The following is a 24,473-nucleotide window of genomic DNA, read 5'->3' as shown; positions in this document are numbered from 1 at the left end:
TTGCGGGTGCCTTGTTCGCGATTAGATCCGATCGTTCGAACGATTGGTCCACCGGCTTGGACGAATGGGCAGGTCGCCAGCAGCCCAAAAATAGGGCTTGCTATTCGAGGGAGATCTCGGCGCCGCATCCGCCCGGCTCGTGCGTTCTTTAGTTAAATTCGACGACCATTCGGGTAAAGCTATCATATCCATAACCGGCAGGAATGGTCGGTGGCGTCAGTTTCGAAGCTCCGTGGCGAGGAAATCCGTGAAGGCGCGGGCTGCCGGCTTGATGGTCTTTCCGCTCACGAACACGGCGGTGACTTCCATCGAGCCGACGTCCCAGTCCGGCAGCACCCGTACGAGCTCCCCGGCCTCGAGCTCTGCCCGCGCGCTACTTTCGCTCGACGCGGCGATCCCCAACCCGACGACGGCGCTTGCAATGGCGCCTTCGTTGATGGTGATGGCGAGCTGACCGTCAACGCGCACGGACACGACACGCCCGTCCTTGCGGAACGAGAAAGTCGGCGAGGGATGCGCTGGACTGATGATCACGACGTGATGTGCGAGGTCCGACGGCATCGCGGGCGTGCCGCGCTCGCGCAGGTAGTCCGGGGAAGCGGTGAGTATCCTTGGCTGGCGGATGAGCTTGCGCGCCGTCGCGCTCGAATCGGGGAGCGCGCCGAACTGGATCGACACGTCGATGCCCTCAGTGACGAGGTCTGGGTAGCGGTCAGTCACCCGGAGCTCGATCTTCAACGCCGGGTGCTGCTTCATAAATGCGGGAAGCCGCGGGATGATTTCTCTCAGCGCGAAACTTATCGGCGTGCCCACGCGAACTACCCCTCGAAGCTCTCCGGTGCCGCGAGCCTCGTGGTCGGCCTCGTCAAGGGCGGCCAGGATCGCCTCCACACGCATCAGATAGGTTGCTCCAGCGTCCGTCAGCGTGACCGCACGGGTAGTCCGGCTGAAGAGCGCCGCGCCAACATCGGCTTCCAACGCGGCGATAAGGCGTGAGGCGGAGGGCTGAGAGAGACCGAGTTCGCGGCCGGCGCTCGAAAAGTTGCCCACGCGACCCGCGCGAGAAAACAGCTTCAGTGCTAAAAGTCGGTCGTTCATCGCTTCTCTAAATTTGTCCTATTTCCTCGCGGGGTCTAGGGGCTAAAATGCCACCTCTCGTCCACGAAGATAATACCCGCGACGTGAGACACTATCTCTCGTTTTTTGAGAGGATAAAGGCAGCAGGCGCGGCCGCGCCGTCGATGGCGGCACCTGCCCGTTCTCCGACCGATCTTCAGCGGGGGAGCTGTCCGCGTCCGCTGCCCCTTTTCTTGGCGGTCACCATCGTCGTTGAGCTAGCGAACGCTCCTTTGAGCTTCGACACCGTTAAGGGTTCGATACGGTCCATCTGGACCTGGCGCGAACTTTGGGCCGCCGAACTTCCGCCTACCCTCGGAAGCGGCTTCCGTAGATCGAAAGTTGGTGTTGCGGGAACAGTTGAGCCGGATTAGCCATCGTCGCACATCAGTGGCCAGCATTCTCTTCACCTTAGCGCTCTCGTTAGAACTCCTTGGGATGGACACGGACAAGAAGGTCTGGGCGACAGGCCGCTCGACCAACTCATCGCGCGATGATACCAGGGCGCCTCAACGATGTGAGGCCATTCGATATATATGACACGCCAGGCGCAGATACCCACGCCGTTCGGCATTCTTCGCAGGACGTTCCCCCGGGGTGAGGCCGTCGCATGGCACGCGCATGCAGAATCACAAGTGATCTTCGCTGCTTCAGGAACGGTGCAGGTCTACACCGAATCTGGACGGTGGTTCGTCCCGCCCCAGCTTGCACTCTGGATGCCAGCCCGCATAGCTCATCGGGTCGATATGCTTTCCGATACCGAATTGCGGATGATCTACTGGCACCCGTCGGCTTTACAGAAGTGGGCGCCGAAAAGGCCGCTCGATTACATATTCGCGCTTGCGGTTACACCGCTTCTACGGGAACTGATCCTCTGCGCCTGTAAGGACGATATACCGTTCGAAAAAGCCGAGCTTGCCGTCCGATTGATTCTTCACGAGCTGACCGAGACACCCGACATTCCGGTGTTCCTTCCAATGCCAATGGGCACGATCGGCAGACGCGTCGCTGATCTGGCTTTAGCGGATTCGCGGATGCACCTCGGCGTTAGTGACCTTGCCATTCGCGCGGCAACGTCGATCCGCACGATCAGCCGGATTTTCCCGGCAGAAACGGGACTGACCTTCAAGACCTGGCGGCAAAGAGCAAGAATAGCCCTTGCAATCGATCAACTGTCGGCGGGGCGTACAATCTCGCGCGTCGCGGAAGATACAGGCTTCGGCAGCACCGCCGCGTTCTCGTTTGCCTTCCGGCAAGTAACGAAAATGACCCCGACCGCCTTTCTTCATCAGCGCCTGATCCCGATTGCCCCATCGACATGAGCCGTCGCACGCCTCAGGTAGCTATACCGGAGACAGCGAGTGAACACGGCTTAGGCTTGGCTGCAGAGCAAGAACATCGGTTCCGAGATGCTAAGCCGCGTATGGCATATTCCTCGCCGTGGCATCGCGCCGTGCGGCGATCGGCGATAACGATCGTCTATCGACTCTATGGCGAGAGGTGATTTCCCTCGCCGGCATTGCAAGGTCATTCTGCAAAGCATTGTCGAACCGAACACTTTCAGTGCGGAGCCATTCCGCTGCCAACAGCACGGCTGCGTCAAACCTGAAGGAGGGATCAATATGAGCATAGAAGACGCGAGGAAGCGCCGCGAGGCGCCGCTCGATACACCGAGCACCCTCGGCTCCAATGCCGCTAAGGATATTTCGGCCGCCCTCACGGGGCTTCTGGCAGACGTGTTCGCGCTTTATGTCAAGTCCAAAAACTTCCATTGGCACATATCAGGCCCGCATTTCCGGGATTATCACCTCCTTCTGGACGAGCAGGCCGCCCAGATTTTCGCGATGACGGACGAATTGGCGGAAAGAGCACGCAAGATCGGCGGCACAACACTCCGCTCGATCGGCCATATCGCCAGGCTGAAGCATATCCAGGACAATGACGCGGATTTTGTCACGCCCGAAGACATGCTGGCCGAGCTGAAGGAAGACAACTTGGCACTTACCCAACGCATGCGGCAGACCCACGGTGTCTGCGACGAGCATGGCGATGTCTCCACGGCCAGCCTGATCGAAAACTGGATTGACGAGGCCGAACGTCGCATATGGTTCTTGTTCGAGGCGACCAGGGGAACTTAATCCCGAGCGCAAGCACGCGGGAAGCGCTGGTGATTGCATACGCGCCCGCAAGAACCCCTCTTGGGCTCTGACTTTTGCTCCTTCACTTCGATTGGCATTTCGTTGGCGATTACCGAACGTTCCGTTCTGTCCATTGATACGCGAGCGTCCAACAAGACGCGCAGCTCGCGCGATTTGGGCTGCCATGTTGCGGGCTCGGTGTCCGATCCGCCGGCTCAGGCGATCTGCGACCGGGTCATGACGGGGCCGAATAAGTCGAAGTTGCGGAAGGTCACTACTGAGAGAAGCCCCTATCGCCCGGCTCGGGATTGAAATGCGAGCTGTTCGGAATACAGGACGCCGGAAATGAACGCTGATATCACAACTGCCCTAGCGCAGGCCGCGGAATACCTGAAGGCCTCCGGTCAAACTGAGAAGGCATTAGCCGCCGGACGACGCGCGCCGGACTTCTGTCTACCCGACCAAGATGGTGTGAAGACCTCCTCGGCATCGATATTGCGCCGCGGTCCGCTCCTTTTGATCTTCTGCAGCGGCGGTTGGTGTCCCGGTTGCATTCTCGGCTTAAGGGCGCTCGAAGAGGTCCGCCCATTGATCGAGGCACGTGGAGCTTCGCTGGCCGCCATCTCGCAGCAGACTATTGGGGAGAACGCGAGAACCCGAAGGACCGCGCAGCTGTCGCTTCCAATCTTGAGCGACAAAGGCGGGAAGGTCGCGCAGCAGTTCGGTGTACGTTGGCGCATTCCCGAACTGCTTCAGACATTGCATCTGAAGAGCGGAATCGATCTGCCCAGCCTTCACGGGGAGGACAGTTGGACGCTTCCAATCCCCGCGCGGTTCGTTGTCGATCAACGCGGGATCATCGTCTACTCCGAAGTCGATCCGGATCAAACTCACCGCTCAAACCCGTCGGACCTCCTTCCGATACTGGACCGGGTCCGGAGTGCACGTGGTGTGTAATCATCGCGGTCACCCCTGCTAGCCGCGAATCCGATTTGCGCATCAGTCATCCGTCGCAATGGTATTGTGCCGAAGCAGGTGGTGATATGGGCGCGGTGGCCTAGCGCCGATGGGTAGGGCAACCTATGTGAACCTCGATGCGTCTGTGTCGCTGAGGTAGTAGCTCGGTGATGAACGCCGACGACGACCAAAGGGAGTGCAAATGATGACGGATGGACCATCGCCCGAAGTCGGTCATTTCCGGACAAAGGTTGACCAAGAGCCAGAGGACAACCGCTTCTATCAGGCGCTTTTGCCCTTCGACTCTTTTGAAGACGTAACGCGGCGCGATCGCTATCGCCCTTTACCTGATGACTGGATCATCGCCGTTACGGACGTTAGCCATTCGACCGAAGCCATTGAACAAGGACGGTACCGCGAGGTGAATACGGCTGGTGCGGCAGTTCTTGCTGCCGTCAGCAATGCACTTCCCGAACTACAGTTTCCGTTCACGTTCGGAGGAGATGGCGCGAGCTTCGCCACACCCGCTTCCTATTCGTCCATCATCAGGGATACATTGGCGAAAACTGCCGCTTGGGCTGAAGACGAATTGGGCCTCACGTTGCGCATAGCGGTCATTCCCATCGCGGACATTCGCGCTCAGTGCTTGGACGTCCTGGTAGCCCGCTTCGCCCCCTCTCTGAATGTCACCTACGCGATGTTTGCTGGCGGAGGACTCGCCTGGGCCGAGCGCAAACTCAAGCAAGGCGCCTACACCGTTCCACGCGCGCCCATGGGAGTAACAGCCGATCTCACAGGCCTGTCGTGCCAGTTCGCGCCGATCAGTACCAATCGCGGCGTCATATTGTCTCTGATCGTCGTTTCGCGCGATGATCAGACTTCGTTCGTCGAAGTCATACAGGAGCTCTTGCGGACTCTCCATTCAGACGATCCCGGCCTGAATCCATTGCCTGCGGAAGGCCCGCTCCCGGCATTGACTGGTGACCATCTTGATCATGCCATCAGGACGAGCAGCCGAAAGAGGCCCTTTGCGGCTTGGGCTGAGAAGCGCTTACGAACCATTCCGGCGCGGGTGACCACTCTTCTCGGAATTCCTGGCGGGGGCTTTCAAGAAGCTCGGTTCCGACGGGAGCGTGTGGAAAATACAGACTTCCGAAAATTCGATGACGGCCTACGCATGACGCTCGACTGCTCACCCGAGCTGGCCGACATCATAGAGGCATATTTGGAAGAGGCTCAACGACGAGGGGCATGTTTTTTTGGAACCCATCGACAGTTGGCAGCAAATCTTACGTGCTTTGTGCCGTCGCCCACGCAAGCCGATCACGTTCACTTCATTGATGGCGCTTCCGGGGGGTACGCTTCCGCTGCCGTCAACTTGAAGCGAAATATTGCGAACAGCCTCGGTACCCAAGGAGTTCATGCTTCAGATCCGTGGGGCCAACCCATCGGACGCTCCGTCTAGGGTGCTCACCCTTCCGGGCTGTGCCATCCTTGGCGATCTGCCGATCGTCGCCCGGAGCTCGTTCGCGTCTTTCACCCGGTACGAAAACTATTTGCTTGATACGCTGGCGGGATTCCGCCTTTTGCCTAGTGAACGAATCGGCGCAATGCACTCGGAGGACAGGGAGTTTTTCTTGCCTTGATCTACGATTCTTGCGGTACGCGACAGCAGCGTCGGAACGAGACAGCTTCGGGAAGGTGGCCGTCGCCTTTGGATTTGTCTGACTCGTCAATTGGCCAAGGCGTCCAGCGCGAACGAGAGGATTAAGCAAATCAACCTCGGCGGAGTTCCCATGCGGCTCGCCTAGTCCCTTCAATCAATGAAGCCCTGCGCATCGAGCGAAGCTGTTTGACGGTTTCTACGGTATTCATTTCCACCTCAGTCCAAAATCGTGTCTGTAATTTTTCACCGTGATGCCTCCCTCGCTTCACGTCGCACACTTTGTGGCGCGTGCGCGTCGAGTTCGGGCGTCGGCGCGACGTCGCGGCGCCAAGTCCCATCGACCAACAGTTTCATCACTGCCTCCATGGCCATGGACGATCTCAGGCGCCCGCGCGGCGCTCGCCGGGCAGCCACAGGGACAACAGCCCGCCGAGCAGGAGCAGCGCCACGTTGCAGCTGAGGGCGAGCACGAAGGTGTGGGCGTAGGCGGCCGGATCCCCCGCGTTACCAAGTGCGCTGTAGAAGACGCCGCCGATGATGGCGACACCGAGCGCGGCGCCGATCTGAAAGGTGGAGATCATGATGCCCGACGCGAGGCCGGCATGCTGCGGGTCGAGGCTGCCAATCACGGCCTTGATGACAGACGGCATGACGGTCCCGAACCCCAGGCCGGCGCAAAACAAACCGAGTTCCAGGCTCTCGGGAAGAATTTTGGCGACCGAAAGCATCACAACGCCGAAGCCCAGCACCTGAAGGGCAAAGCCCAGCGTCAGGGCGCGCACGCCGAGTCGCTGCATGACATAGGACGACACGAGCGAGGCGACGAAGAAGCCCGTTGCGAAGGGCAAGGTGGCAAGACCGGCCGCCAGCGGCGTCTCGTGCAGTCCGCTCTGCAGATAGACCGCGAACGTCAGATAGAATGAGGAGAGCATGTAGAACGCCAGCGCCATGACGAGCCCGATCACAAAAGGCGTATTGCGCAGGAGGGGCAGAGCAACCAGCGGATCGCCGCCCCGCGCGGAGAGGCGCGCCTCGTAGCGGACGAACGCCGTGAGAGCGAACGGACACCCCACGAGCATCGCGATGATCCATGTGGGGCAGCCGGACTCGCGGCCTTCGACCAGCGGATAGACCAGCAGGGCGAGGGTCAGCGACAGAAGGAAGACGCCGCCGACATCGAGCTTTTGCGCATGCTGCGCGTGCGAGTCGCGAAGGAAGAGCAGGCCCCCGATGAACGCCGTCAGGCCGATCGGCACATTGATGAGGAAGATCGCCTGCCAAGCCCAGCCAAAGGGATGAGACGAGACCAGTACGCCGCCGAGAACCTGGCCGCAGATGTTGGCCAAGCCGAAGGTGGCGCCATAGAAGCCGAGCGCGCGCCCCTGCTCGGCCGGCGGAAAGAGCACGCGGATCGAAGCGAGCACCTGCGGCGCCATCGCTGTCGCCGTCAAGCCTTGGAGGATGCGCGCCGCGACGAGGAAGGCTGGCGAAGGTGAGACTCCGCATAGCAGCGACGCGATCGTGAATCCGGCGACACCGAGCAGGAACAGGCGCCGCCGGCCGAACAGGTCGCCAAGCCGCCCGCCAGTAATCAAGAACACGGCGTAGGTCGCAGCGTAGGCGGAGATGACGAACTGCACCTCGCTCGAGGTGGCGCCGAGATTCTGCCGAATGGCCGGGAGCGCCAGGTTCACGACGTTGAAGTCGAGGATCGGAAGAAAGGCTCCCGTGAGGAGAACGGGCAGTGCGAGCCAGCGACGCGGATCGCCGACTTGCTCCTTTGCGTAACTGACCGGCTGGATTTCGATAGTCTCCGTCGACAATGCCAATCTCCGTTGAAAACCTGTTGCAGCTCCTGTTCGTGGCGGCAGCGTCAGGTCGTGAAATAAGGGGCGAAGGGCTGGTCCTTCGGCAGCAGACGGTCCAAGCCGCCCGACTTCACAGCCGATATCGCGAGCCACGCGAGCAAGGCCGCCGCGACCGCCAATGCGAGCCAGAGAAGCGGAAAGGATCGAGATGCACGCAGACCCGTAGCGCGGCGGGGCCCTCTCATCTGAACCATCAAGTCTCTCCGGACATCGGCAATGCCGTCGGCACCGATCATCTAGCATGTCCGCTGCCGAACAGGTATTCTGAGTTTCGGCAAACCGTGTTCGCAGAAATGGACAGCTGATGGAATGGGACGATCTCCGTGTTGTTCTCGCGGTCTCACGCGAAGGCACCCTTTCGGGCGCCGCACGACGGCTCGGCGTAACTCACTCGACCGTGTTCCGTAGGTTGGGTGCAGTCGAGGAACAGATCGGGGTTCGGCTGTTCGATCGTTTCCGTGACGGCTATGTGCCGACGCCTGCTGGCGAGACAGCGGCCGAGACAGCGGCCCGTCTTGAAGACGAGGTGCTCAGCCTAGAACGGAGGCTTTCCGGCCAGGACCTGAGGCCTTCGGGCGTCGTTCGGATCACCACGACGGATACACTTGGCACGATTCTAATGCGGCACCTGCCGGCGATGCGGGCGGTCCATCCGGAAATTCAAGTCGAAGTCGCCGTTTCGAATACGATGGCAAACCTCACGCGCCGGGAAGCGGAAATCGCAATCCGGCCCACCCCGGAGCCGCCCGAGATCTTGGTGGGGCGGCGCGTCGCGGACATCGCGCACGCGATTTATGGGTCGCGGGCCTATCTGTCCCGGAACGAAGAAAAAGACCTATTGGCTCACGAGTGGATCGGGCTCGACGATGCCCTGGCGAGCACAGTGATCGGCCGTTGGATTTACGAGAACCTGCGCGCGGCGCGCATCACCTGCCGCGTCGACGCGCTGCCCGCGTTGCGCGACGCGACGCTCGCCGGCCTGGGCCTCGCCTTGCTCCCCTGTTACCTAGGCGACCCCACGCCCGGGCTTCGGCGTCTCGCGCCGAAAGCGCTGACGGAGCCGCGGTCGACGCTCTGGCTGCTCACCCATAACGACCTACGGCGCACCGCCCGCATCCGCGCGACGCTCGACTTCCTGGCGAAGGCGTTCGCCTCGGACCGGGCACTGTTCGAGGGAAAGCAAATTAAGCCCTCGCTCCCACGCGCCCGGCGCTAGACGGGCAATGACATAGGCCCGTCACTCGACAGTGACGAGGTGATCGCCTTCACGAGACGCTGCTCAGCGGGCGGACGCCACGACGGCGCGCGGGCTCAGGTCTCGGAGCGGCGCCTGCGGCCACGGGCGGACGATGTTCGCGGAAGGCTGCTGCAAGTGTTCGGAGCGCCGCGCGAGACTTTGCGTCCGAAAGCGTCGAGAGCAGAACGATCTCCGATGAGGGAACCGCAGGCAATCCGAACCGCCGGCTGACTTCCACCGTACCAGGCGGCGCCAGCCGGCAGGAGAAAACCGAGGTGGCCAGGCCGGCGGAGACCGCTTCCGCAACAGCGAAGTTCCCGCAGCCGAGGAAGACTTCCGTCCAGGGAATTCCAGCCTCATCCAGCGCCCGGTTCGTGAGATTGCGAATGGCACAGGTCGCCGAGGAGGCCGCGAGCCGCAGCGGCTCGCCGGCGCGAAACTCGAAATCAGGAGTTGCGAACCAGCCGAAATGCTCCGGCGCGAGGACTTCGCCGTCCCGTCGGTCGTCTTCGCGACGGATGATCGCCGCATCGATCTCGCCACGGTCGAACGCGTTGAGCAAGTCGCGGGAGTCGTCGAGCCGGACTTCAATGGTGAGAGAAGGGTCGTGGGCGTGCAGGCGAGCCAGCAGCGTCGGGAGCTCCGGTCCGCCGACATGGCTTGCGATGCCGAGGCCGAACCGGCGCCGCGTTGACGTCAGCCCCGCCACGGCTCGGTCATGGGCTGCGAGGAAGTCACGGGCTGACTCGATGAAGACCGCGCCCTGCGCCGAGAGACGCACTTGGCGCGGCGTCCGCTCGACCAGCTTTTGCCCGAGCTGATCTTCCAGCCTCTTCAGCTTGACGCTGATCGCGCCTTGCGTCGTGCCCAGCGTTTCAGCAGCTCGCGTAAAGCTCCGCAAATCGGCGATCGCCACGAAGGCCTTGACGGCGTCGACGTCCAGCGTGGTCATGTGATCCATCCGGATTTGTTGTCACTGAAATATATAATCATCCAATTCCAAAATGAACAAGCGCCGCCTACGTTTGGCCCACGCACAATATGCGGCGGACCCGCGCTCCCCTCCCATTTCGGATCGTCGGCTGCCGACCAACACGTCGAAAGGCCGAACCATGCCCAATGCTTTTTCTCGCCGGGGCGCCGTCATTCTCTCCGCTGTCTGCCTCGCGTGCCTGATGTTTGGGCTAGAAATCTCCAGCATTCCGACGATCCTGCCGACCCAGGAAGAGGTCCTGCACGCAGACTTCAAGCAGCTCCAGTGGGTGATGAACGCCTACACGATCGCGGTCACGACCGTGCTCATGGCGGTCGGCGCGTTGGCGGATCGCTACGGCCGAAAGCGCATCTTTCTGATTGCGATCGCCGCCTTCTGCATCACATCGCTGATCTGCGGCCTGGCTCCGAATGTCCAGACGCTCATCGTCGCGCGGTTTCTTCAGGGCATGAGCGGCGGCGCACTGCTGATCTGCCAGATCGCGGTGCTGTCCTATGAATTTCAGGGCGGTCGGGAGCGAGCGATCGCCTGGGGTTGGTGGGGCGTCATCTTTGGCATCGGCCTGGGCTTCGGGCCGATCATCGGCGGCGGGATCGTCGCTGTATCGAGCTGGAGGTGGGTGTTCCTCATCCACGTCGCGCTGGCTGTCCTCGCCTTCCTGCTTTCGGTAACCGGCGTGCATGAGTCGAAGGACCCGCAAGCTAGCCGCCTCGACACCGCCGGCATCCTGACGCTTTCAGTGGCTGTCTTCTGTCTCGCCTTCTACATCACACAGGGCCCGGATCTCGGCTTTGGCAGCACGACGGGCCTTGCGATCCTTGGCATCTCCGTCGCGGGCTTCATCGGGTTTGTCATTGCCGAGAAGGTCAATCCGCGGCCCATGTTCGACTTCTCAGTGTTCGGCATCCGCCCTTTTTCGGGCGCGATCGTCGGTTCGTCGGCGATGAACACCAGCTTTTGGCCGTTCATGATCTATCTGCCGATCTGGATGCAGGTCGGCCTGGGTTACGACAGCGTTTCGGCGGGCTTTTCTCTGCTCGCCTATACGGTTCCGACTTTGATCATGCCGCCGTTCGCCGAGCGCCTGTCGCTTCGCTATCAGCCCAATCTGGTCATTCCCGCCGGACTGTTCACGATCGGCGTCGGCTTCTTCCTGATGAAGTTCGGCAGCGCTGCAGCGCACCCGAGCTGGCTGACGATGCTGCCCGGATGCTTGCTCGCCGGCATCGGTCTCGGGATCGCGAACACGCCCGTCACCAACACGACGACAGGCTCGGTATCGAGCGACCGCGCAGGCATGGCCTCCGGGATCGACATGAGCGCGCGCATGGTCTCGCTTGCCGTTAACATTGCGGTCATGGGCTTCATCCTTGCGACCGGTGTGGCGGCACATCTCAAGGAAGCGCTGCCTGACCTGAAAGCGACCCAACTTCGTCCGCTCGCCGAGAGGATCGCCGCGGGCGACAGCGTGTCCGTCCCAGGGCTGACCCCTCCGATCGTGCATCAGGCGCTGGCGAACGGCTTCGGCTGGGTGATGCTCTACGGCGCGATCGGCGTCTGGATCATGTCCGTCATCAGCTTCCTCATTTTCAACGCCGGAGCGGCTCGGCGTGCCCAAATTCAGCCGTCGGAGTGAGCGGTGCTGCACCAGCGGTCCGGCCCCTGAACAGGCTTGATGAGCAATTGGACACGGATCTGGAGCCTGCGGCGAGCTTCATCACTCAGGCTCCCCTATGGAGCTGCGGGCATTCCGCTATTTGAAGGCCGTTGTCGAGACGGGAAGCTTCGCCGCCGCGGCAGCTCGACCAGGGATGAACAGCTCCAACCTCACGCGCCAGATATCGTCTCTAGAGGACGAGCTCGGGCTGTCACTGCTCGAGCGCAGCCGCGCGGGCATCCGGCTTACATCAGCCGGCGCCGCTGTAATGGTCGAGGTTCGGCGGATGCTCAGCTTTCTTCGCGGCATATGGCGTCTATCCAGATCTTGCGATTGCGCCTCTGATCCGAGAACGGATCTTCGCGGCCCTGCCACAAGACCACCGTCTTGCCACGCAAGAGACCATCTGTTGGCTCGACAAACAGGCCCGAGAGAGCCAAAATCGAACCACCGCGCGGAAGACGTCCATACCGGTACAGCGGTGACGGGGACTAAATTCGAACTTCGATGGAGTCGCTTACATGGTCCCTAATGTTGGGGCAGGTTCACTAGAAAAGCTGATCAGTGACAGCTGGGAATATCATGACAAAGACGGCGAGCGCGTCGCACGCGATCTCGAAGCCGCGGCGGAAAAGACAATCGCACCCAGCGACCTCGGCCCATTCCTCCACCTGTCGACGCACACGATCGGAGAACATATCGGCGATTGGACGCGCGCTCTCGGTTTAGGCAAGCGCGTCCTCGACGGCCACATACCCACGTTTGAAACGGCGAAAGCTTGTGGACAACTGTACGTTGCAGCGGTGCTCGCGGGTGACCTCATCACTGCCGCGGAATCGGAGCTTTCCTACCTCAAAGCCGCAAGCGACGATTTCGGCGCCGCTCTCTTGGACATGCGATTCATGCTGGCTGGCGCTCTCGTCGGCTCGAAGCGCCCGAGCGAAGCATCGCGCCTGCCTGGACCTCGTTGAGAACATCCGCCAAACGGCGGCCCTGTCCTGCCGCTGATCCTTCTTGATTATCACTATAACGTGGTGATCGGAGCGTATATCGGTCAGGAACGAATGGCGACGAGGATCGCTTTCGAAATGCTTCGGGGCTCGACTTCACGCGTGAAGTGGTGAGCGTCATGATTGCACGGGACGAGACCTTGGATTGCGGCACGCTTTCCACACCCGACCACCCCCTTGAATGTCAGAAAAAGATGCCTTATTTTCTGACACATGAAAGCGAACGTCACATCGGTTCCCGATCGGATCATGAAGCGCGCCCGCGCTATCGGGCGCGGCGGCGTTTTCACGCCCAGCGATTTCTTGGACATGGCGGCCCGAGCGGCCGTCGATCAGGCGCTTTCCAGACTGGTCAAGAACGGCAAGCTGCGCCGCCTTGCCCGCGGCCTTTACGACTTCCCCAAGGCTCATCCGAAGCTCGGCCTGCTTTCGCCGACGCCAGACGATGTCGCGCAGGCATTGGCACGTGAGACCGGGTCGCAGGTGCAGATCTCAGGCGCTCGCGCCGCAAACGCCCTCGGCCTCACAACTCAGGTGCCGGCAAGGAGCACTTATCTGACCGATGGTCCGTCGCGGCGCGTCGTGTTGGGAAAGCGCGTCGTCGATCTTCGCCACGCCTCGCCTAAGCACCTGATCGCCCCCGGAAGTGCAGTCGGTACGGTCGTGCAGGCTCTCCGTCACGTCGGCCCCGTGCGCGCGGCCGACGTTGCGCAGGTGGCCGCTCGTCGGCTTTCGGCCAACGACAAGAAGACCTTGGCCTCGACCGCCGTTCAGGCGCCGGCCTGGATGCGGCCGACGCTCGTCTCGATCGCCAACGCAGCGGTAGCCGATATCGATGGATAAGGTTGCCCGTCTCCCCATCGACGATCGCGCCGCCCTGTTCGGAGAGACGGGCGCCGGCCGGGGTGTCGCCGACACGATCATCGAAAAGGACTTCTGGGTCTGCTGGAGCCTGAAGCGTCTTTTCGATCTGCCGAAAGGGACCACGGCGAGCCTCGTCTTCAAAGGCGGCACGTCGCTCTCCAAAGCATTCGGCGCCATCCGACGCTTCTCCGAGGACATCGACCTTTCGTTCGACCGCGCCGAACTCGGATATACCGGCGATCGCGATCCCGAGAAGGAGGGGATAAGCAGGAAGCAGGCCGCACGGCTTATTGACGACCTGGTCGACGACGTTGAGCGCCACATCGCCGAGAAGCTTCTTCCGGCGCTCCGTGCTGCGATCGTCGAGCAGCTTGGAGAGCCGACCAACGGCGAATGGTCGCTCGAGATCGACGCCACCGACGCCCAGACAGTCAACTTCCATTATCCCACGGCGCTGCCCGCAGCCGAATATGAAGGCATGGCTTACATCACGCCGCGCGTGAAGTTCGAACTCGGCGCGCGCGGCGATCCCTGGCCAACCGAGGAGAAGGTCATCCGCCCCTATGCAGCTGACGACTATTCCGACTTCTTCGAGGCTCCTGACGCCAGCGTGACGGTCCTGTCAGCGCGGCGCACCTTCTGGGAGAAGGCGACCGCCCTTCATGCGGAAGCACATCGTCCGGCCGAGTCACCGACGCCGCAATATTTCTCGCGGCACTATTACGATCTCGCGATGCTGCTCGACACTGACGAAGGCAAAGCTGCAGCGACGGATGTCGATCTGCTAGCTCAGGTCGCCAAGCACAAGACGACGTTTTTTCGCTCCGGTTGGGCGAGCTATGACACCGCCAAGCCGGGCAGCCTGCGGCTGATGCCGAACGAAGGGCGGATCAAGGACTTGCGCGCGGATTATCGGACGATGGCACCGATGATGTTCGACGAGACCCCACCTTCGTTCGGCGACATACTTGCGAAGATTGCGGCACTTCAAGAAGCCATCAATAGATAGATCGGTGCAGTAGAACGGCAGAACCGGCCGTGACATTTCTCCGACGCAGGGACTTCCAGTTACGGTCTTAATATCCGGTCATCTCCAAATACCCAACGCCTGAGCGATTTCCGGAAATCCTGATCGGCCCTTCCCAATACGGAAACTGACTTCTAACCCAGGAATCGTTGTTCAACGCCGAAACGGTGAAATCCAGGTTTTTCTCCGGAAGCTCCAGCCGCCATTCCACTGGAACGTCTCTGCCCGCCGCCAAAGCGTTCTTGAGAGGCGTAACCTTGAGTTCGTTCGAAGCGATATCCGTTGGCTTGCCGTCAGGCGAAATCCATGTCCCGGACGTGAAGCCCCCTCCAGAGGTATCCCGAAGTCGAAACCCCATCATTTTCGAGCCGTCATCGAAATGCAGCGAAAACCAGTCCCATCCTTTCTGATCGACCGCCAACGGCTGGCTGGACCACTCACGGTCAAGCCAAGCCTTACCGGTGACTTCGACACTTTTGCCAGCCAGTCGAAGCGTTCCCGAAATCGAGTAAAACGGTTGGGAGTAATAGTAGCTCGCCTGGCCCTCTGCGGATTTGACCGAATACCCGTTGTCGCCTTGCGGCACCACCGGACCCTTGGCCTCAAGGTTAAGCTGATATCCGAAATCGGTTCCCGTCGCCGACATCGTCAGCTTGGAAAGCTCGTCGCTGCCGACAGCAACGCTTGTCGCCTTGAGCGCCCATTCATCGATCCAGGCATCGAACGGCGTTATGGTGACGCCCGCTTGCCCTATGCCGCCGCGCGCGGTGCGTTCTGCCGAAAACTGCCTGTCGGGGGTGGTTACGGCCGCATTTCCCATCCACACTTGAGGGCTGGACCATCCCGCTTTTTCACCGGGAGCAGCCGCGGAGCGGAACAGCGTCCACTGTGCACCATAGTCGAGGCCATCGGTACCCTTTAGATTGGCAGTCACATACCACCATTCGATCCTGAAATCCGGATGCGGAGCATGGTCGGCGGGGAAATGGAAATGCATTCCCGGCTTCGGGACCGCAAAGCCCTGTGCCGTCGATCCGAGGCCTGCGAAGCCCTGCGTATGGCCACCTGCGGCCGAACCGACCAGAAGACCAAGAGCGAGGATCGAGCAGATGCTAACGTTCATTGGCAAACACCTTCAGCAGCGTCGAAGGTGTGACCTTCGACAATCTCCGCAGGGGGACGGCCGCGGAGACAAGAGCGGCTACGACGGCAAGTCCGGCTAGGCGTATCCAATCGCTAGGAAATAGCCGCAAGGGCAACCGCCAACCGAAGGCCTCGACATTGACGACCGTCAGCAAAACCCACGCAAGAGCGATACCCACTGGAATCGCCAAAACCAGGGTTACGAGCGCCAGCAATAAAGTCCGCCATAACTCAAGTGCGACCAGTCGCCTCCTCGTCAGCCCCATCGCCCAGACCGGTGCAAGCTGTGGCAGTCGCATGCCCGCAAGCGTCGACATACTCGCAAATAATGCAACGCCCGCAACTCCTAATGTCAGGACGTTTAATGCGGCGGTGACCGAGAACGTTTGCTCGAAAATCTCGATAGATCGCTTCTTCAGACTGGCTTGATCAACGACGTTTTGGGCCGGAAGGCCAAACTGCCCGATCAGATCTTGTTTCAGCCGTTCGATCCTGTCACGAGGCACCCGCACGCCAAACCTTAAACGCGGGACGTCAGGGTAATGTCGCGTCAACGCCTCGATCCCGACAATGGCCTGCCCGGTCGGATTGCCGTAATCGGAATAAACGCCTCCGATGGGAAGCTGCCAACCGCCGGGCAGTGAGAGCACATCGCCAAGTCGGTGATGACCGCGCCGATAGAGCTGCTCGTTGACCAACGCGGCTTTTCCGCTTGCTATCTCGTCCCAGGCACCGGGGCGGCTTTCGAGCAAGGGCCAGTTGTCGCGGTAGGTTTTGTCGTCCACCACACCGAACACCTGCCCGGGTGCGCCATCCAGGTTTCCGTCGGTGTTCCAGACTGGCAAAACCACTTCGACGCGGGAGCGCAGCCACGTCGCAAGTTTGTCTCCCTCTTCGTCCGTTCTTGCGGTCAGATAGAGCTCCGAAGCCAGCCTCTGGTCCAACCAACCGGTGAAGGTGGTCCTGAAACTTGCAACCATGGTGCCGACACCGACGTTCGCCGATAGGGCGATCAGCAGCGCCATCAGTGCCAATGCCAAGCCCGGAACTTGTTGCCGGGTGTCGGCCCAGAACCACACGGCCAATGGTTTTGCGGATAAACGGGACATCAAAGAAAGGAAAAGGGTTAAAAGGCCCGGTAACAGCAGAGCGGCTCCCAATAGCAAACAGGCCAGCACGCCGAAGCCGACGATCAACCCAGAACCCCATCGCGCCAAGCCGAGCGAGGCAACAAGCAGAAATATCGAAATCACCGATTGTCCGATGATCAGCTTTTCCGACGCGAGTGCCCAAGCCCTGGGCTGTGCCGGAGCAAGAAGTGGCATGCGCGATATCTGCCAAAGGCTCTGCGCTGCTGACAAAGCAGTTCCCAATACGGCGATCACCATTCCGCTCAAGACCCAACCGCTTCGGAATGCCACGCTCCCCTCGACGCTCGCTCCATAAAGACTTCGAAGAGTGGCAGCGACGCCGGGCAGCAGGAATGATGCCAAGAGGTATCCCAGCCCAACGCCGACAACTCCCGAAATCGTCGCGAAGACCAACAGCTCGACAGCTAGGAGGCCCACCAGTGTGGTCGCGGGAACGCCAAGGGATCGCAGTGTCCTGAACGTTTGCCGCCGTTGCTCGAAGGCCAACCCGATCGTGGCGTAGACGATGAAGAGACCGACGGCGAAGGCAAGGAAGCTGAATGCTGTGAGGTTCAGGTGGAAGCTGTCCGTCAGGCGACTGATGTCCGCCTGTCCGCCCGGCTTTTTGAGAACAAGGTCTGGCGCAACGACGGAAAGTTCCTGCCTCCCAATCGGTTGATCCGGCGCGACGATGAGCCGCGAAATCCGCAATGGCTTAGCGAGGAGTTCTTGAGCGATGCCTATGTCGGCAACGGCCGTCTCAGGGAGCAGGTTTTTACTGATCACTAGCTTGGGAGTTGGAAACCCTCTCAACTCGTGGGCGGTTTCCGGAGAGACATAACGATGCCGGGCGGTGTGATGAAAGCGGCCAGCTCGGAGGTACTGCCCAGTGAACCAGCGGACGCGCCTTGGGGCAGGCTTACTGGCTCGATGCCGACAAGATGGATGTGGTGATTACCAAGCCTCCAATCGCCCTCTAAAACCGGAGAAACGTTCCAGCCAGCACGGCTAAGACGAACGAAGACATCCTGTTCGACCGTCTCCCCGCTGACCGGCACCAGCTGGTCAAATCTGTCTTGGCCGAGGATAGCCGCGGCTCTGTCGTAGCTCGCCCTTGCCTCGGAATTGATTGCCTGAACTCCCGACCACAGTGCCGTGGCCAGGCATAGCCCGAGAAGCAGCATTGCAAGCTGCATCGGTCTGCGCCACCAATGGGATAGAAGCGCGCGGAAAATTGCCCCGATCACGATGCAAACCGCCCGCTCGTTAGTGTGAGCTGTCTACCGAGCCGAGCTGCCAGCCTCATCGAATGGGTCACCAGCAGTAGCGCGGAATTTGTTTCTGCAATGAGCTCCAGCATCAGGCTCATCACGGCGTCGCCGTTCGCCTCGTCAAGGTTTCCCGTTGGCTCGTCCGCCAGAATAAGAGACGGACGCATGGCAAGGGTTCGCCCGATGGCGACACGCTGCTGTTGTCCGCCGGAGAGCTGCTCGGGATATCGCTTCATCAGCCCCGTAAGGCCAAGCCTGTCCGCCAGTCGGCTTTCCCAGGACGCGTCGGTGCGACCTGCCAGGCGTGCGTGGAAGGCCAAGTTGGCAGCGACGTCCAGCGATGGGATCAAATTAAACTGTTGGAAGACGATCCCAACGATACCGCGCCTAACAGCAGCCCTCCCCTTATCGTCCAGATCGGACAAGACGTGTCCCGCAACATCGACACTGCCGCTGTCAGGTTTATCCAAACCCGCAGCCAGATGAAGCAGAGTGCTTTTTCCGCTTCCGGACTCACCGGTCAGAGCGAGACTTTCACCCGCAGCCAGATCGAGATCGACGTCAACAAGGATATCGAGCCTGCCCTCGGCCGTATCGAAATGTTTGCTTACTTTCTTCAGCGACAAGACCATAAAACTCGACGCACCCATTCTTCGACTCTTGGGCAACAGCCTTGCCAATGTCCGTCCTGGCTGTCTAGCAACCGTATTAATCTAAGACGATTGGCCCAGGGAGTAACCAATCAGGCATCCGTTCCGAAAATACCGAGGCAATGCCTCCGGTCGCCGAGCGGACCAGGATCATCTGCAATCCGCGCGGATATGCGGCATGAGCCTAGCTGGTTGCGGCCTGCGCCGGCAGTTTCGCGAAACTGGCCCGCAGCGGCACGGCGGCCGGAGCGCGGCGTACCGGTGGCCGTCCGCACGACCCGGTTCCCATTGCCGGCACCAGTGCCTGCAGATGCAGGACCCGTGGCGATAGGGCGGCGAGATAGGCTTGGGACCCGCCGATATAGATCATCGTCGTGTCTTGCAGGCAGGCCAGCACTTCTACCAGACGCTGCTGGACACCTGGTTCCAGCCCTTCCAGCGTTTCGTCTAGTATCAGCCACCTCGGCCGGGCGAGCAGCGCATGTGCGAAGGCGACTGCCTTCTGCTCATCCGCATCGAGCAGGCGGTCCCAGCGGGCGCGAGTGCCGAGCTTGCCATTCAGGCGGCCGAGACCTACTTTCACCATCGCAGCTTGAAGAGTATCATCAGCATAGGCGCTGCGATCCTCGGGGAAAGCCAGTGCTTCGCGGAGCGTGCCGCCCGGCACGTAGGCGGCTTGCGGGATGAACACCATTTCCTCCGGCGGCGGAAGGTCGATCTGGCCTTTGCCGCAGCGCCACAGACCCGCGAGGGCCTGGAACAGAAGCTTGCGGTTCACTCTGTGGTCGCCGTTGATCATGATCCGCTCGCCGGCAGAGATCTTGACCGTACCCTCGCCGATCCCGAAGCCGTTTTCGACGATGCCGTCGGTCGTCCGGGTGAAGATTTTGATCTCCTTCAGCGTCAGGGCATCGCGTGATGCATGCTTTAGAACGATCGTGTTCGGCATGGACTTGTCGCTGTCCATATCAAGGAGCGCCTGGCGGAAATCGGTGACGCGCATCAACGTTGCGCGCCATTCGGCGATCGGCCCGAAATTGGCGACATACCAGTGCAGCGCGGTGTTGACCTGGTTGAACGCGCCGACCACCATCATGAGCTGACCGAAGGAGAGATTGTCGGTGAAATAGGCGGGTGCTGCCACGAGGATCGGTACGACGAGCACCGTCCAGCCGTAGCTTGCAGATACCCAGGTAAGATTGGTGTTGGCGACCGCCAGCTCGCGAAGGACGGCAAGGACTGCCGTTATGTCGGTGTGGATGCGCCGGCGTTCGTTCTCCTCGCCGCCGGCAATCGTGATCGCCGGCATGTTCTCGCTTGCATGCATCAGTGCGAAGCGAAGCTCGGCTTCTTGGGAATAGCGGTCGGCATTGAGCCGTACCAGCCTGCGTCCGACGAGTTGGCTGAGAACCGAGGCAGAGGCGGCATAGAGGATCGCGGCCCAGACCATGTAGCCAGGAATCGAAAAGGCGCTGCCATAGAATCGGAACACGAAGCCCGCCGACAGTTCCCACAGTACACCGACAAAGCTGAAAAGAAGGATCGTAGATTGTACCAGCCCTATCGCCAGATTTGTCGTACTTTCGGCAAGGTTTCGCGCATCTTCGTGCAGCCGCTGGTCGGGATTGACGCCAATCACGCCCCACGCGGAAAGCTTTAGCGCGCGCTTGCCCTTCAGCCACTGGTCCACGAGATCGCGCGCCAGGCCCTCGCGCATGAGGAGCGCGGTCATCTGGTTGAGCCAGGCCTGCACGACATTGAGGATCAGTAGCGCTCCGGCGATCATCCCGAAAACCCCGAGCTGACGGAAGAAGTCCGTCAGCTCGCGGCGGGCCAGGGAGTCGTAGAAAGGAGCGTTCCAATCATTGAGCAGTACTTGAACGTACGCCGTGACGAAAATTATCGTCAAGAGGCTGACGGCGAGGCAGATGAGTTTCAGGCGGCGACTCGAACTCCAGAAGGCGGCTAACATCATCATGAGACGATAAAAGAGCGAGAGATCGTAACCCGCTCGATCGTCGCCCTGAGTGCCTGGCGTGCTTTTGGTCTCAATCGCCATCAAAGCTCTCCTTCAAAACACCGCCGACCAGCCGGCAGTTGCCGAAACGACCCGTCATTCAAAGGTTCCTTTGACGACCGCCGGCTAGACGATCGACGCAATGACGCGGCTGCCGGCGCAGCTCATCCATTATGTGATTCCCGGCGACTTGCGGCCCAGGAACGGCGGGGCCGCCAGATTGGCAACAATTGCCGCGCATTGCGTCATGATTTGAGGTCGACGGCTTCGCGCTGGCTGGTAGCCGGTGGGGAACGCGTACTCTGTTCACACTCCTTCAGTGACCGGATTCCCTCGGCAATCAATGCGCCGAGGGCCGCCAGTCCCTGCAACATGTCGTCCCTGCCAGCCGCAACCTGATCTGCAATCCGCGCCGCTTCCTCGAGCGCTTGATCCCTAATCCCTGCCGTGGCATCTTCGCTCACGTATCGCCCGATCAGATGCGTCGACGGATCGACAGTGCTCCAGTCCGACCAGCCGCCAGTCGCCGAAACCGCTGCAACAGTATCGTTCGAACAGCCACGGCTGGATTGTGGAGAACCCGCCGATGCGGACCAGCATTTGGAAGCCATAGTCAATCTCAATCCGTGCATAACAACTCTCGCGTGCCTTGGGAGAGCATTCTCCCATAAAGATCTCATGCAGCGGAGAGTAATGCTTTGGGTTACGCCGAGCTATCGTGCGCGCCGGTAGTGGACTGACCGATAAGGCTCGCTTGCCTAGACCTAAGTTTATGCCTGACACAGCGGCTACTTTTATTTTCAGAAAAATATACTCGGTCGGCGAGCCTCGCTGACTATGGTTGACGCACGGTCGAAAGCATTGTGAGTGAGAATCACCACAAGTTAGGCGCGAGGGTTTCGGCTACAAAATGCCCCAAATAGACGGCAAGATCCGATCTTTTGTTGGTATTTCAAAAATTGGATGATCCGCGGCGATTAAGACGACGACTTCAGCGAATTTGTATCGATCGGCAGACTGCGCACACGCTTGTTTGTCGCCGCGAAGATCGCATTGGTCACCGCGGCACTCACAGTAGCTGTTGAAGCTTCGCCAATGCCACCCGGAGCCTCCGCGTTCTTAATCAAGTACGTCTCCACCACCGGCACCTCATCGATACGCATCGGCAGATAGTTGTCGAAATTGCTCTGCTCGACCCGTCCATCCTTGAAGGTGATCGAGCCATGGAGCACCGCGGTCAGTCCGAAAAGCGTTCCACCTTGAACCTGTGCCTCGATCGTGTCGGGATTGACGTACAGGCCGCAGTCGATCGCGCAGACGATACGCTTGATTTTGACTGAGCCATCGGTCCCCACTTCGACCTCGGCGACCTGCGAGGCGTAGCTTCCGTATGCGAATTGTACCGAAATCCCGCGGCCATGCCGTGCAGGGAGTGGTGATCCCCACCCTGCTTTTTCCGCGGCAAGGGACAGAACGGCAAGCGCTCGCGGATTGTGACCGAGCAATCCCTTGCGATAAGCGACGGGATCCTGGTTCGCGGCGCGCGCAAGCTCATCCATGAAGCTTTCGACCACGAAAACATTGTGCGTCGGTCCGACGCCGCGCCACCAGGATGTCCGGACACCAGGGGGCTCGACCTGGACAAAGTCGACGTGGATATTGGGCAATTCATAGGGCGGCTTGGCCGCCGCTTCCACCGCATCAGGGTCCAATCCGTCCTTGACGTAAGGGGGATAATAGCGAGCCATGACGGAGGAGCCGGCGATCCGATGCGTCCACGCAACCGGCTTGCCGGTCACATCAAGTCCGGCCGACAGCCGATCGAGATAGTACGGCCGATACATATCGTGCTGGATGTCCTCCTCGCGGCTCCAGATCACCTTCACCGGACCATCGACGTGCTTTGCTATCTTGACGGCGAGGATCGTCCCATCCGGCTCCAGCCTTCGGCCGAAGCCACCGCCAATCAGATGATTGTGAATTTTGATCGCATCCTTTGGCAGGCTGGTGAGGTCGGCCACCTGGGACTGCGTGATCGTCGGCGCCTGGGTCCCGACCCAGATGTCACAACAATCCTTCTGCAGATGAACGGTGCAATTCATCGGCTCCATCGCCGCATGGGCCAGGAAAGGCACCTGATAGATAGCGTCAACCCGCTGCGCCGACTCAGCAAGAGCCCTCTCTGCATCGCCGTCGCTACGCGCGATCGCGCCAGGCTTTTTGGATTCCTCCTCCAATTGCTTGATGATATCGGAATTGCTGACCATGCCGTTCGGCCCGTCATCCCACGTGACGGCGGCGGCCTCGAGCCCCTTCTTTGCGGCACCCGTGTGATCGGCCACTATGGCAACTGCTTCATCGATATTGACCACCTGCCGGACGCCCTTAACCGCCAACGCCGCCTTCTCGTGCACCGTCTTCACTCTGCCGCCGAGCACAGGTGAAATAGCAACGGACGCAACCTTCATGCGGGCAGTCGCGTATCGATGCCATAGAGTGCGCGCCCGTCGACCTTTATCGATGAATCCACGCGCTTGGCACGCGTGCCGATCAGCGTGAAATCCTTCGGATCCTTCAATTTGACGGTTGCCGCAGGCGGCACAGGCATCATCGCCGCCGCCTCCGCGAGTTCGCCGTAGCTCAGATGCTTCGAGCCTAACGCGTCGAACACGACGCCGTCCATGGCGCGGCAAGTCGCCGGATCGACATTCCAGCTCCTTGCGGCTGCCGCAATCAGCAGATTTCGACCCACTGCGCCTGCCTGACGCAGCGGTATCCAGAAGGCGCGGACAGAGGCGGAACCACCTGTATTTTGAATGCCAATGATCGAATTGACGTAAAGCGCATGATTTGGCGGCGCGTGCTGAACTTGAATCTGGTCAAGCTTCACTTCGAGTTCTTCAGCGAGAAGCATCGAGAGCGACGTGTAAACTCCCTGCCCCATCTCGACCATCGGCATGACCAGGGTCACGGCGCCGGTTGGATTGATCCGTATAGATCCGTTCGGCGCGAAAGTACCCGTGACCTCGTTCTCGACCACCTGTGAAGCTGGCGCCGCGAAGACGGGCTCTGTGCTTGCACCGGTCAGTGCAAAACCAAGCAGCAAACCTGTGCCTTGAAGAAAGAGCGGCGCGACATCGTGCGTTCCATCGGCAATCTGTTCTTTGGGACAAGCTCATCCATGATTTCAAGCCCCCGCAGCGTGTTTGATCGCGGCGCGGATGATGCGTGATAGGTGCCGCATCGGCAGACATTGCCCGACTGGCGGCATCGATGTCGTCATCGGTCGGCTTCGGCGTGTCTCTCAGTAGCGCTGCCGCCGACATGATCTGGCGGACTGGCAATAGCCGCATTGCACTACCTCGAGCTCCACCCACGCCTTCTGTAAGGTCGCGCCCTGTGGTGACTCGCCGATTGCTTCGATCGTGGTGACCGCGCTGTTGCCGACGCTGTCGACTGGCGTCTGACACGAGCGGACCGGCTGACCGTCGAGATGGACGGTGCAGGCGCCCGCCAGCCCTGGCCGCAGCCGAACTTGGTCCCGGTCATGCGAGTATGTCGCGCAGCACCCACAAAAGCTGGATGTCGCCGTCGACGTCGACCTCATGGGTGTGCCGTTGATCTTTAACGTGAAAAGCCATGGACGCTCTCGGTAGCTAGGACTAATGCTAAGAGGGACGCAGCCGGCCGATCCGGACAGCGCCGGCCGACTGCATGCGCCCATGGGC

At 60.6% G+C, this 24,473-nt stretch carries 20 protein-coding genes and 2 pseudogenes; 10 read left to right on the top strand and 12 right to left on the bottom strand.

Translation table 11 applies throughout. The annotated features are described in order from the left end of the window. Window positions 1–216 precede the first annotated feature (216 nt). Window positions 217–1,098, bottom strand: coding sequence for a LysR family transcriptional regulator (locus CCGE525_RS25965; protein ID WP_120707191.1), 882 nt, complete (start codon window positions 1,096–1,098; stop codon window positions 217–219). A gap of 554 nt (window positions 1,099–1,652) precedes the next feature. Between CCGE525_RS25965 and CCGE525_RS25960 the strand changes: the two genes are divergently transcribed. The 4 genes from CCGE525_RS25960 to CCGE525_RS25945 all read left to right on the top strand — a co-directional run bounded on the left by CCGE525_RS25960 (window position 1,653) and on the right by CCGE525_RS25945 (window position 5,676). Then, window positions 1,653–2,438 (top strand): AraC family transcriptional regulator, encoded by a 786-nt coding sequence (locus tag CCGE525_RS25960; protein WP_120707190.1) that lies wholly within the window; start codon window positions 1,653–1,655, stop codon window positions 2,436–2,438. Window positions 2,439–2,738: 300 nt separating this feature from the next. Continuing rightward, the gene (locus tag CCGE525_RS25955; RefSeq protein ID WP_120707189.1) at window positions 2,739–3,254 is read left to right on the top strand and encodes a Dps family protein; all 516 of its coding nucleotides are present in this window, start codon (window positions 2,739–2,741) and stop codon (window positions 3,252–3,254) included. A 345-nt stretch (window positions 3,255–3,599) separates the two neighbouring features. Then, window positions 3,600–4,211 carry a peroxiredoxin-like family protein gene (locus CCGE525_RS25950; protein WP_120707188.1) on the top strand — a complete coding sequence of 204 codons (612 nt, stop codon included), beginning with the start codon at window positions 3,600–3,602 and terminating at the stop codon, window positions 4,209–4,211. Window positions 4,212–4,413: 202 nt separating this feature from the next. Next, complete coding sequence (locus tag CCGE525_RS25945; protein WP_120707187.1) at window positions 4,414–5,676, top strand: DUF3095 domain-containing protein; 1,263 nt, start codon at window positions 4,414–4,416, stop codon at window positions 5,674–5,676. A gap of 581 nt (window positions 5,677–6,257) precedes the next feature. On the opposite strand, the gene CCGE525_RS25940 is transcribed toward CCGE525_RS25945, so the two are convergent. Beyond that, complete coding sequence (locus tag CCGE525_RS25940) at window positions 6,258–7,700, bottom strand: MFS transporter (RefSeq protein ID WP_245472301.1); 1,443 nt, start codon at window positions 7,698–7,700, stop codon at window positions 6,258–6,260. Between the two features lie 50 nt (window positions 7,701–7,750). Then, a complete protein-coding gene (locus tag CCGE525_RS39150; protein ID WP_245472300.1) occupies window positions 7,751–7,939 on the bottom strand; it encodes a hypothetical protein in 189 nt (62 codons plus the stop codon). A gap of 110 nt (window positions 7,940–8,049) precedes the next feature. Here CCGE525_RS39150 and CCGE525_RS25935 point away from each other — a divergent pair, with 110 nt between their 5' ends. Continuing rightward, complete coding sequence (locus tag CCGE525_RS25935) at window positions 8,050–8,961, top strand: LysR family transcriptional regulator (RefSeq protein ID WP_120707185.1); 912 nt, start codon at window positions 8,050–8,052, stop codon at window positions 8,959–8,961. A 49-nt stretch (window positions 8,962–9,010) separates the two neighbouring features. Here CCGE525_RS25935 and CCGE525_RS25930 read toward each other — a convergent pair whose 3' ends face one another. Further along, window positions 9,011–9,934 (bottom strand): LysR family transcriptional regulator, encoded by a 924-nt coding sequence (locus tag CCGE525_RS25930; RefSeq protein WP_162950315.1) that lies wholly within the window; start codon window positions 9,932–9,934, stop codon window positions 9,011–9,013. 160 nt (window positions 9,935–10,094) lie between these two features. Here CCGE525_RS25930 and CCGE525_RS25925 point away from each other — a divergent pair, with 160 nt between their 5' ends. The 5 genes from CCGE525_RS25925 to CCGE525_RS25905 all read left to right on the top strand — a co-directional run bounded on the left by CCGE525_RS25925 (window position 10,095) and on the right by CCGE525_RS25905 (window position 14,516). After that, window positions 10,095–11,612: an MFS transporter gene (locus tag CCGE525_RS25925; protein ID WP_120708630.1), complete on the top strand. Its 1,518-nt coding sequence runs from the start codon at window positions 10,095–10,097 to the stop codon at window positions 11,610–11,612. Window positions 11,613–11,709: 97 nt separating this feature from the next. After that, window positions 11,710–12,165: a LysR family transcriptional regulator gene (locus tag CCGE525_RS39905; RefSeq protein ID WP_120707183.1), complete on the top strand. Its 456-nt coding sequence runs from the start codon at window positions 11,710–11,712 to the stop codon at window positions 12,163–12,165. After that, window positions 12,155–12,604, top strand: coding sequence for a hypothetical protein (locus tag CCGE525_RS25915; protein WP_120707182.1), 450 nt, complete (start codon window positions 12,155–12,157; stop codon window positions 12,602–12,604). Before CCGE525_RS39905 ends, CCGE525_RS25915 begins: the two co-directional genes overlap by 11 nt. A gap of 288 nt (window positions 12,605–12,892) precedes the next feature. Further along, window positions 12,893–13,486, top strand: a complete 594-nt coding sequence (locus CCGE525_RS25910) for a DUF6088 family protein (RefSeq protein ID WP_120708629.1) — start codon at window positions 12,893–12,895, stop codon at window positions 13,484–13,486. Next, window positions 13,479–14,516, top strand: a complete 1,038-nt coding sequence (locus CCGE525_RS25905; protein WP_120707181.1) for a nucleotidyl transferase AbiEii/AbiGii toxin family protein — start codon at window positions 13,479–13,481, stop codon at window positions 14,514–14,516. Before CCGE525_RS25910 ends, CCGE525_RS25905 begins: the two co-directional genes overlap by 8 nt. A 67-nt stretch (window positions 14,517–14,583) precedes the next feature. Here the strand turns inward: CCGE525_RS25905 and CCGE525_RS25900 are convergent, their stop codons facing one another. From CCGE525_RS25900 to CCGE525_RS25870, 8 genes and pseudogenes are all read right to left on the bottom strand, one after another. Then, window positions 14,584–15,657: a lipocalin-like domain-containing protein gene (locus CCGE525_RS25900; RefSeq protein ID WP_120707180.1), complete on the bottom strand. Its 1,074-nt coding sequence runs from the start codon at window positions 15,655–15,657 to the stop codon at window positions 14,584–14,586. Further along, window positions 15,647–18,003, bottom strand: a pseudogene (locus CCGE525_RS25895) (ABC transporter permease). The gene CCGE525_RS25900 and the pseudogene CCGE525_RS25895 overlap by 11 nt, the downstream one beginning before the upstream one ends. A gap of 47 nt (window positions 18,004–18,050) precedes the next feature. Beyond that, window positions 18,051–18,710: an ABC transporter ATP-binding protein gene (locus CCGE525_RS25890; RefSeq protein ID WP_120708628.1), complete on the bottom strand. Its 660-nt coding sequence runs from the start codon at window positions 18,708–18,710 to the stop codon at window positions 18,051–18,053. Between the two features lie 202 nt (window positions 18,711–18,912). Next, a complete protein-coding gene (locus CCGE525_RS25885) occupies window positions 18,913–20,787 on the bottom strand; it encodes an ABC transporter ATP-binding protein/permease (protein WP_120707179.1) in 1,875 nt (624 codons plus the stop codon). A gap of 203 nt (window positions 20,788–20,990) precedes the next feature. Beyond that, the gene (locus tag CCGE525_RS25880; protein ID WP_120707178.1) at window positions 20,991–21,356 is read right to left on the bottom strand and encodes a hypothetical protein; all 366 of its coding nucleotides are present in this window, start codon (window positions 21,354–21,356) and stop codon (window positions 20,991–20,993) included. Between the two features lie 366 nt (window positions 21,357–21,722). Then, complete coding sequence (locus tag CCGE525_RS25875) at window positions 21,723–23,213, bottom strand: xanthine dehydrogenase family protein molybdopterin-binding subunit (protein WP_245472299.1); 1,491 nt, start codon at window positions 23,211–23,213, stop codon at window positions 21,723–21,725. After that, a complete protein-coding gene (locus CCGE525_RS39145) occupies window positions 23,210–23,851 on the bottom strand; it encodes a molybdopterin cofactor-binding domain-containing protein (protein ID WP_245472298.1) in 642 nt (213 codons plus the stop codon). The genes CCGE525_RS25875 and CCGE525_RS39145 overlap by 4 nt, the downstream gene beginning before the upstream one ends. 81 nt (window positions 23,852–23,932) lie before the next feature. After that, window positions 23,933–24,352, bottom strand: a pseudogene (locus CCGE525_RS25870) ((2Fe-2S)-binding protein). Window positions 24,353–24,473 lie beyond the last annotated feature (121 nt).

The sequence above is a fragment of the Rhizobium jaguaris genome (genome assembly GCF_003627755.1).
Lineage (GTDB): Bacteria > Pseudomonadota > Alphaproteobacteria > Rhizobiales > Rhizobiaceae > Rhizobium > Rhizobium jaguaris.
This window is presented reverse-complemented; position numbering and strand designations above follow the sequence as displayed.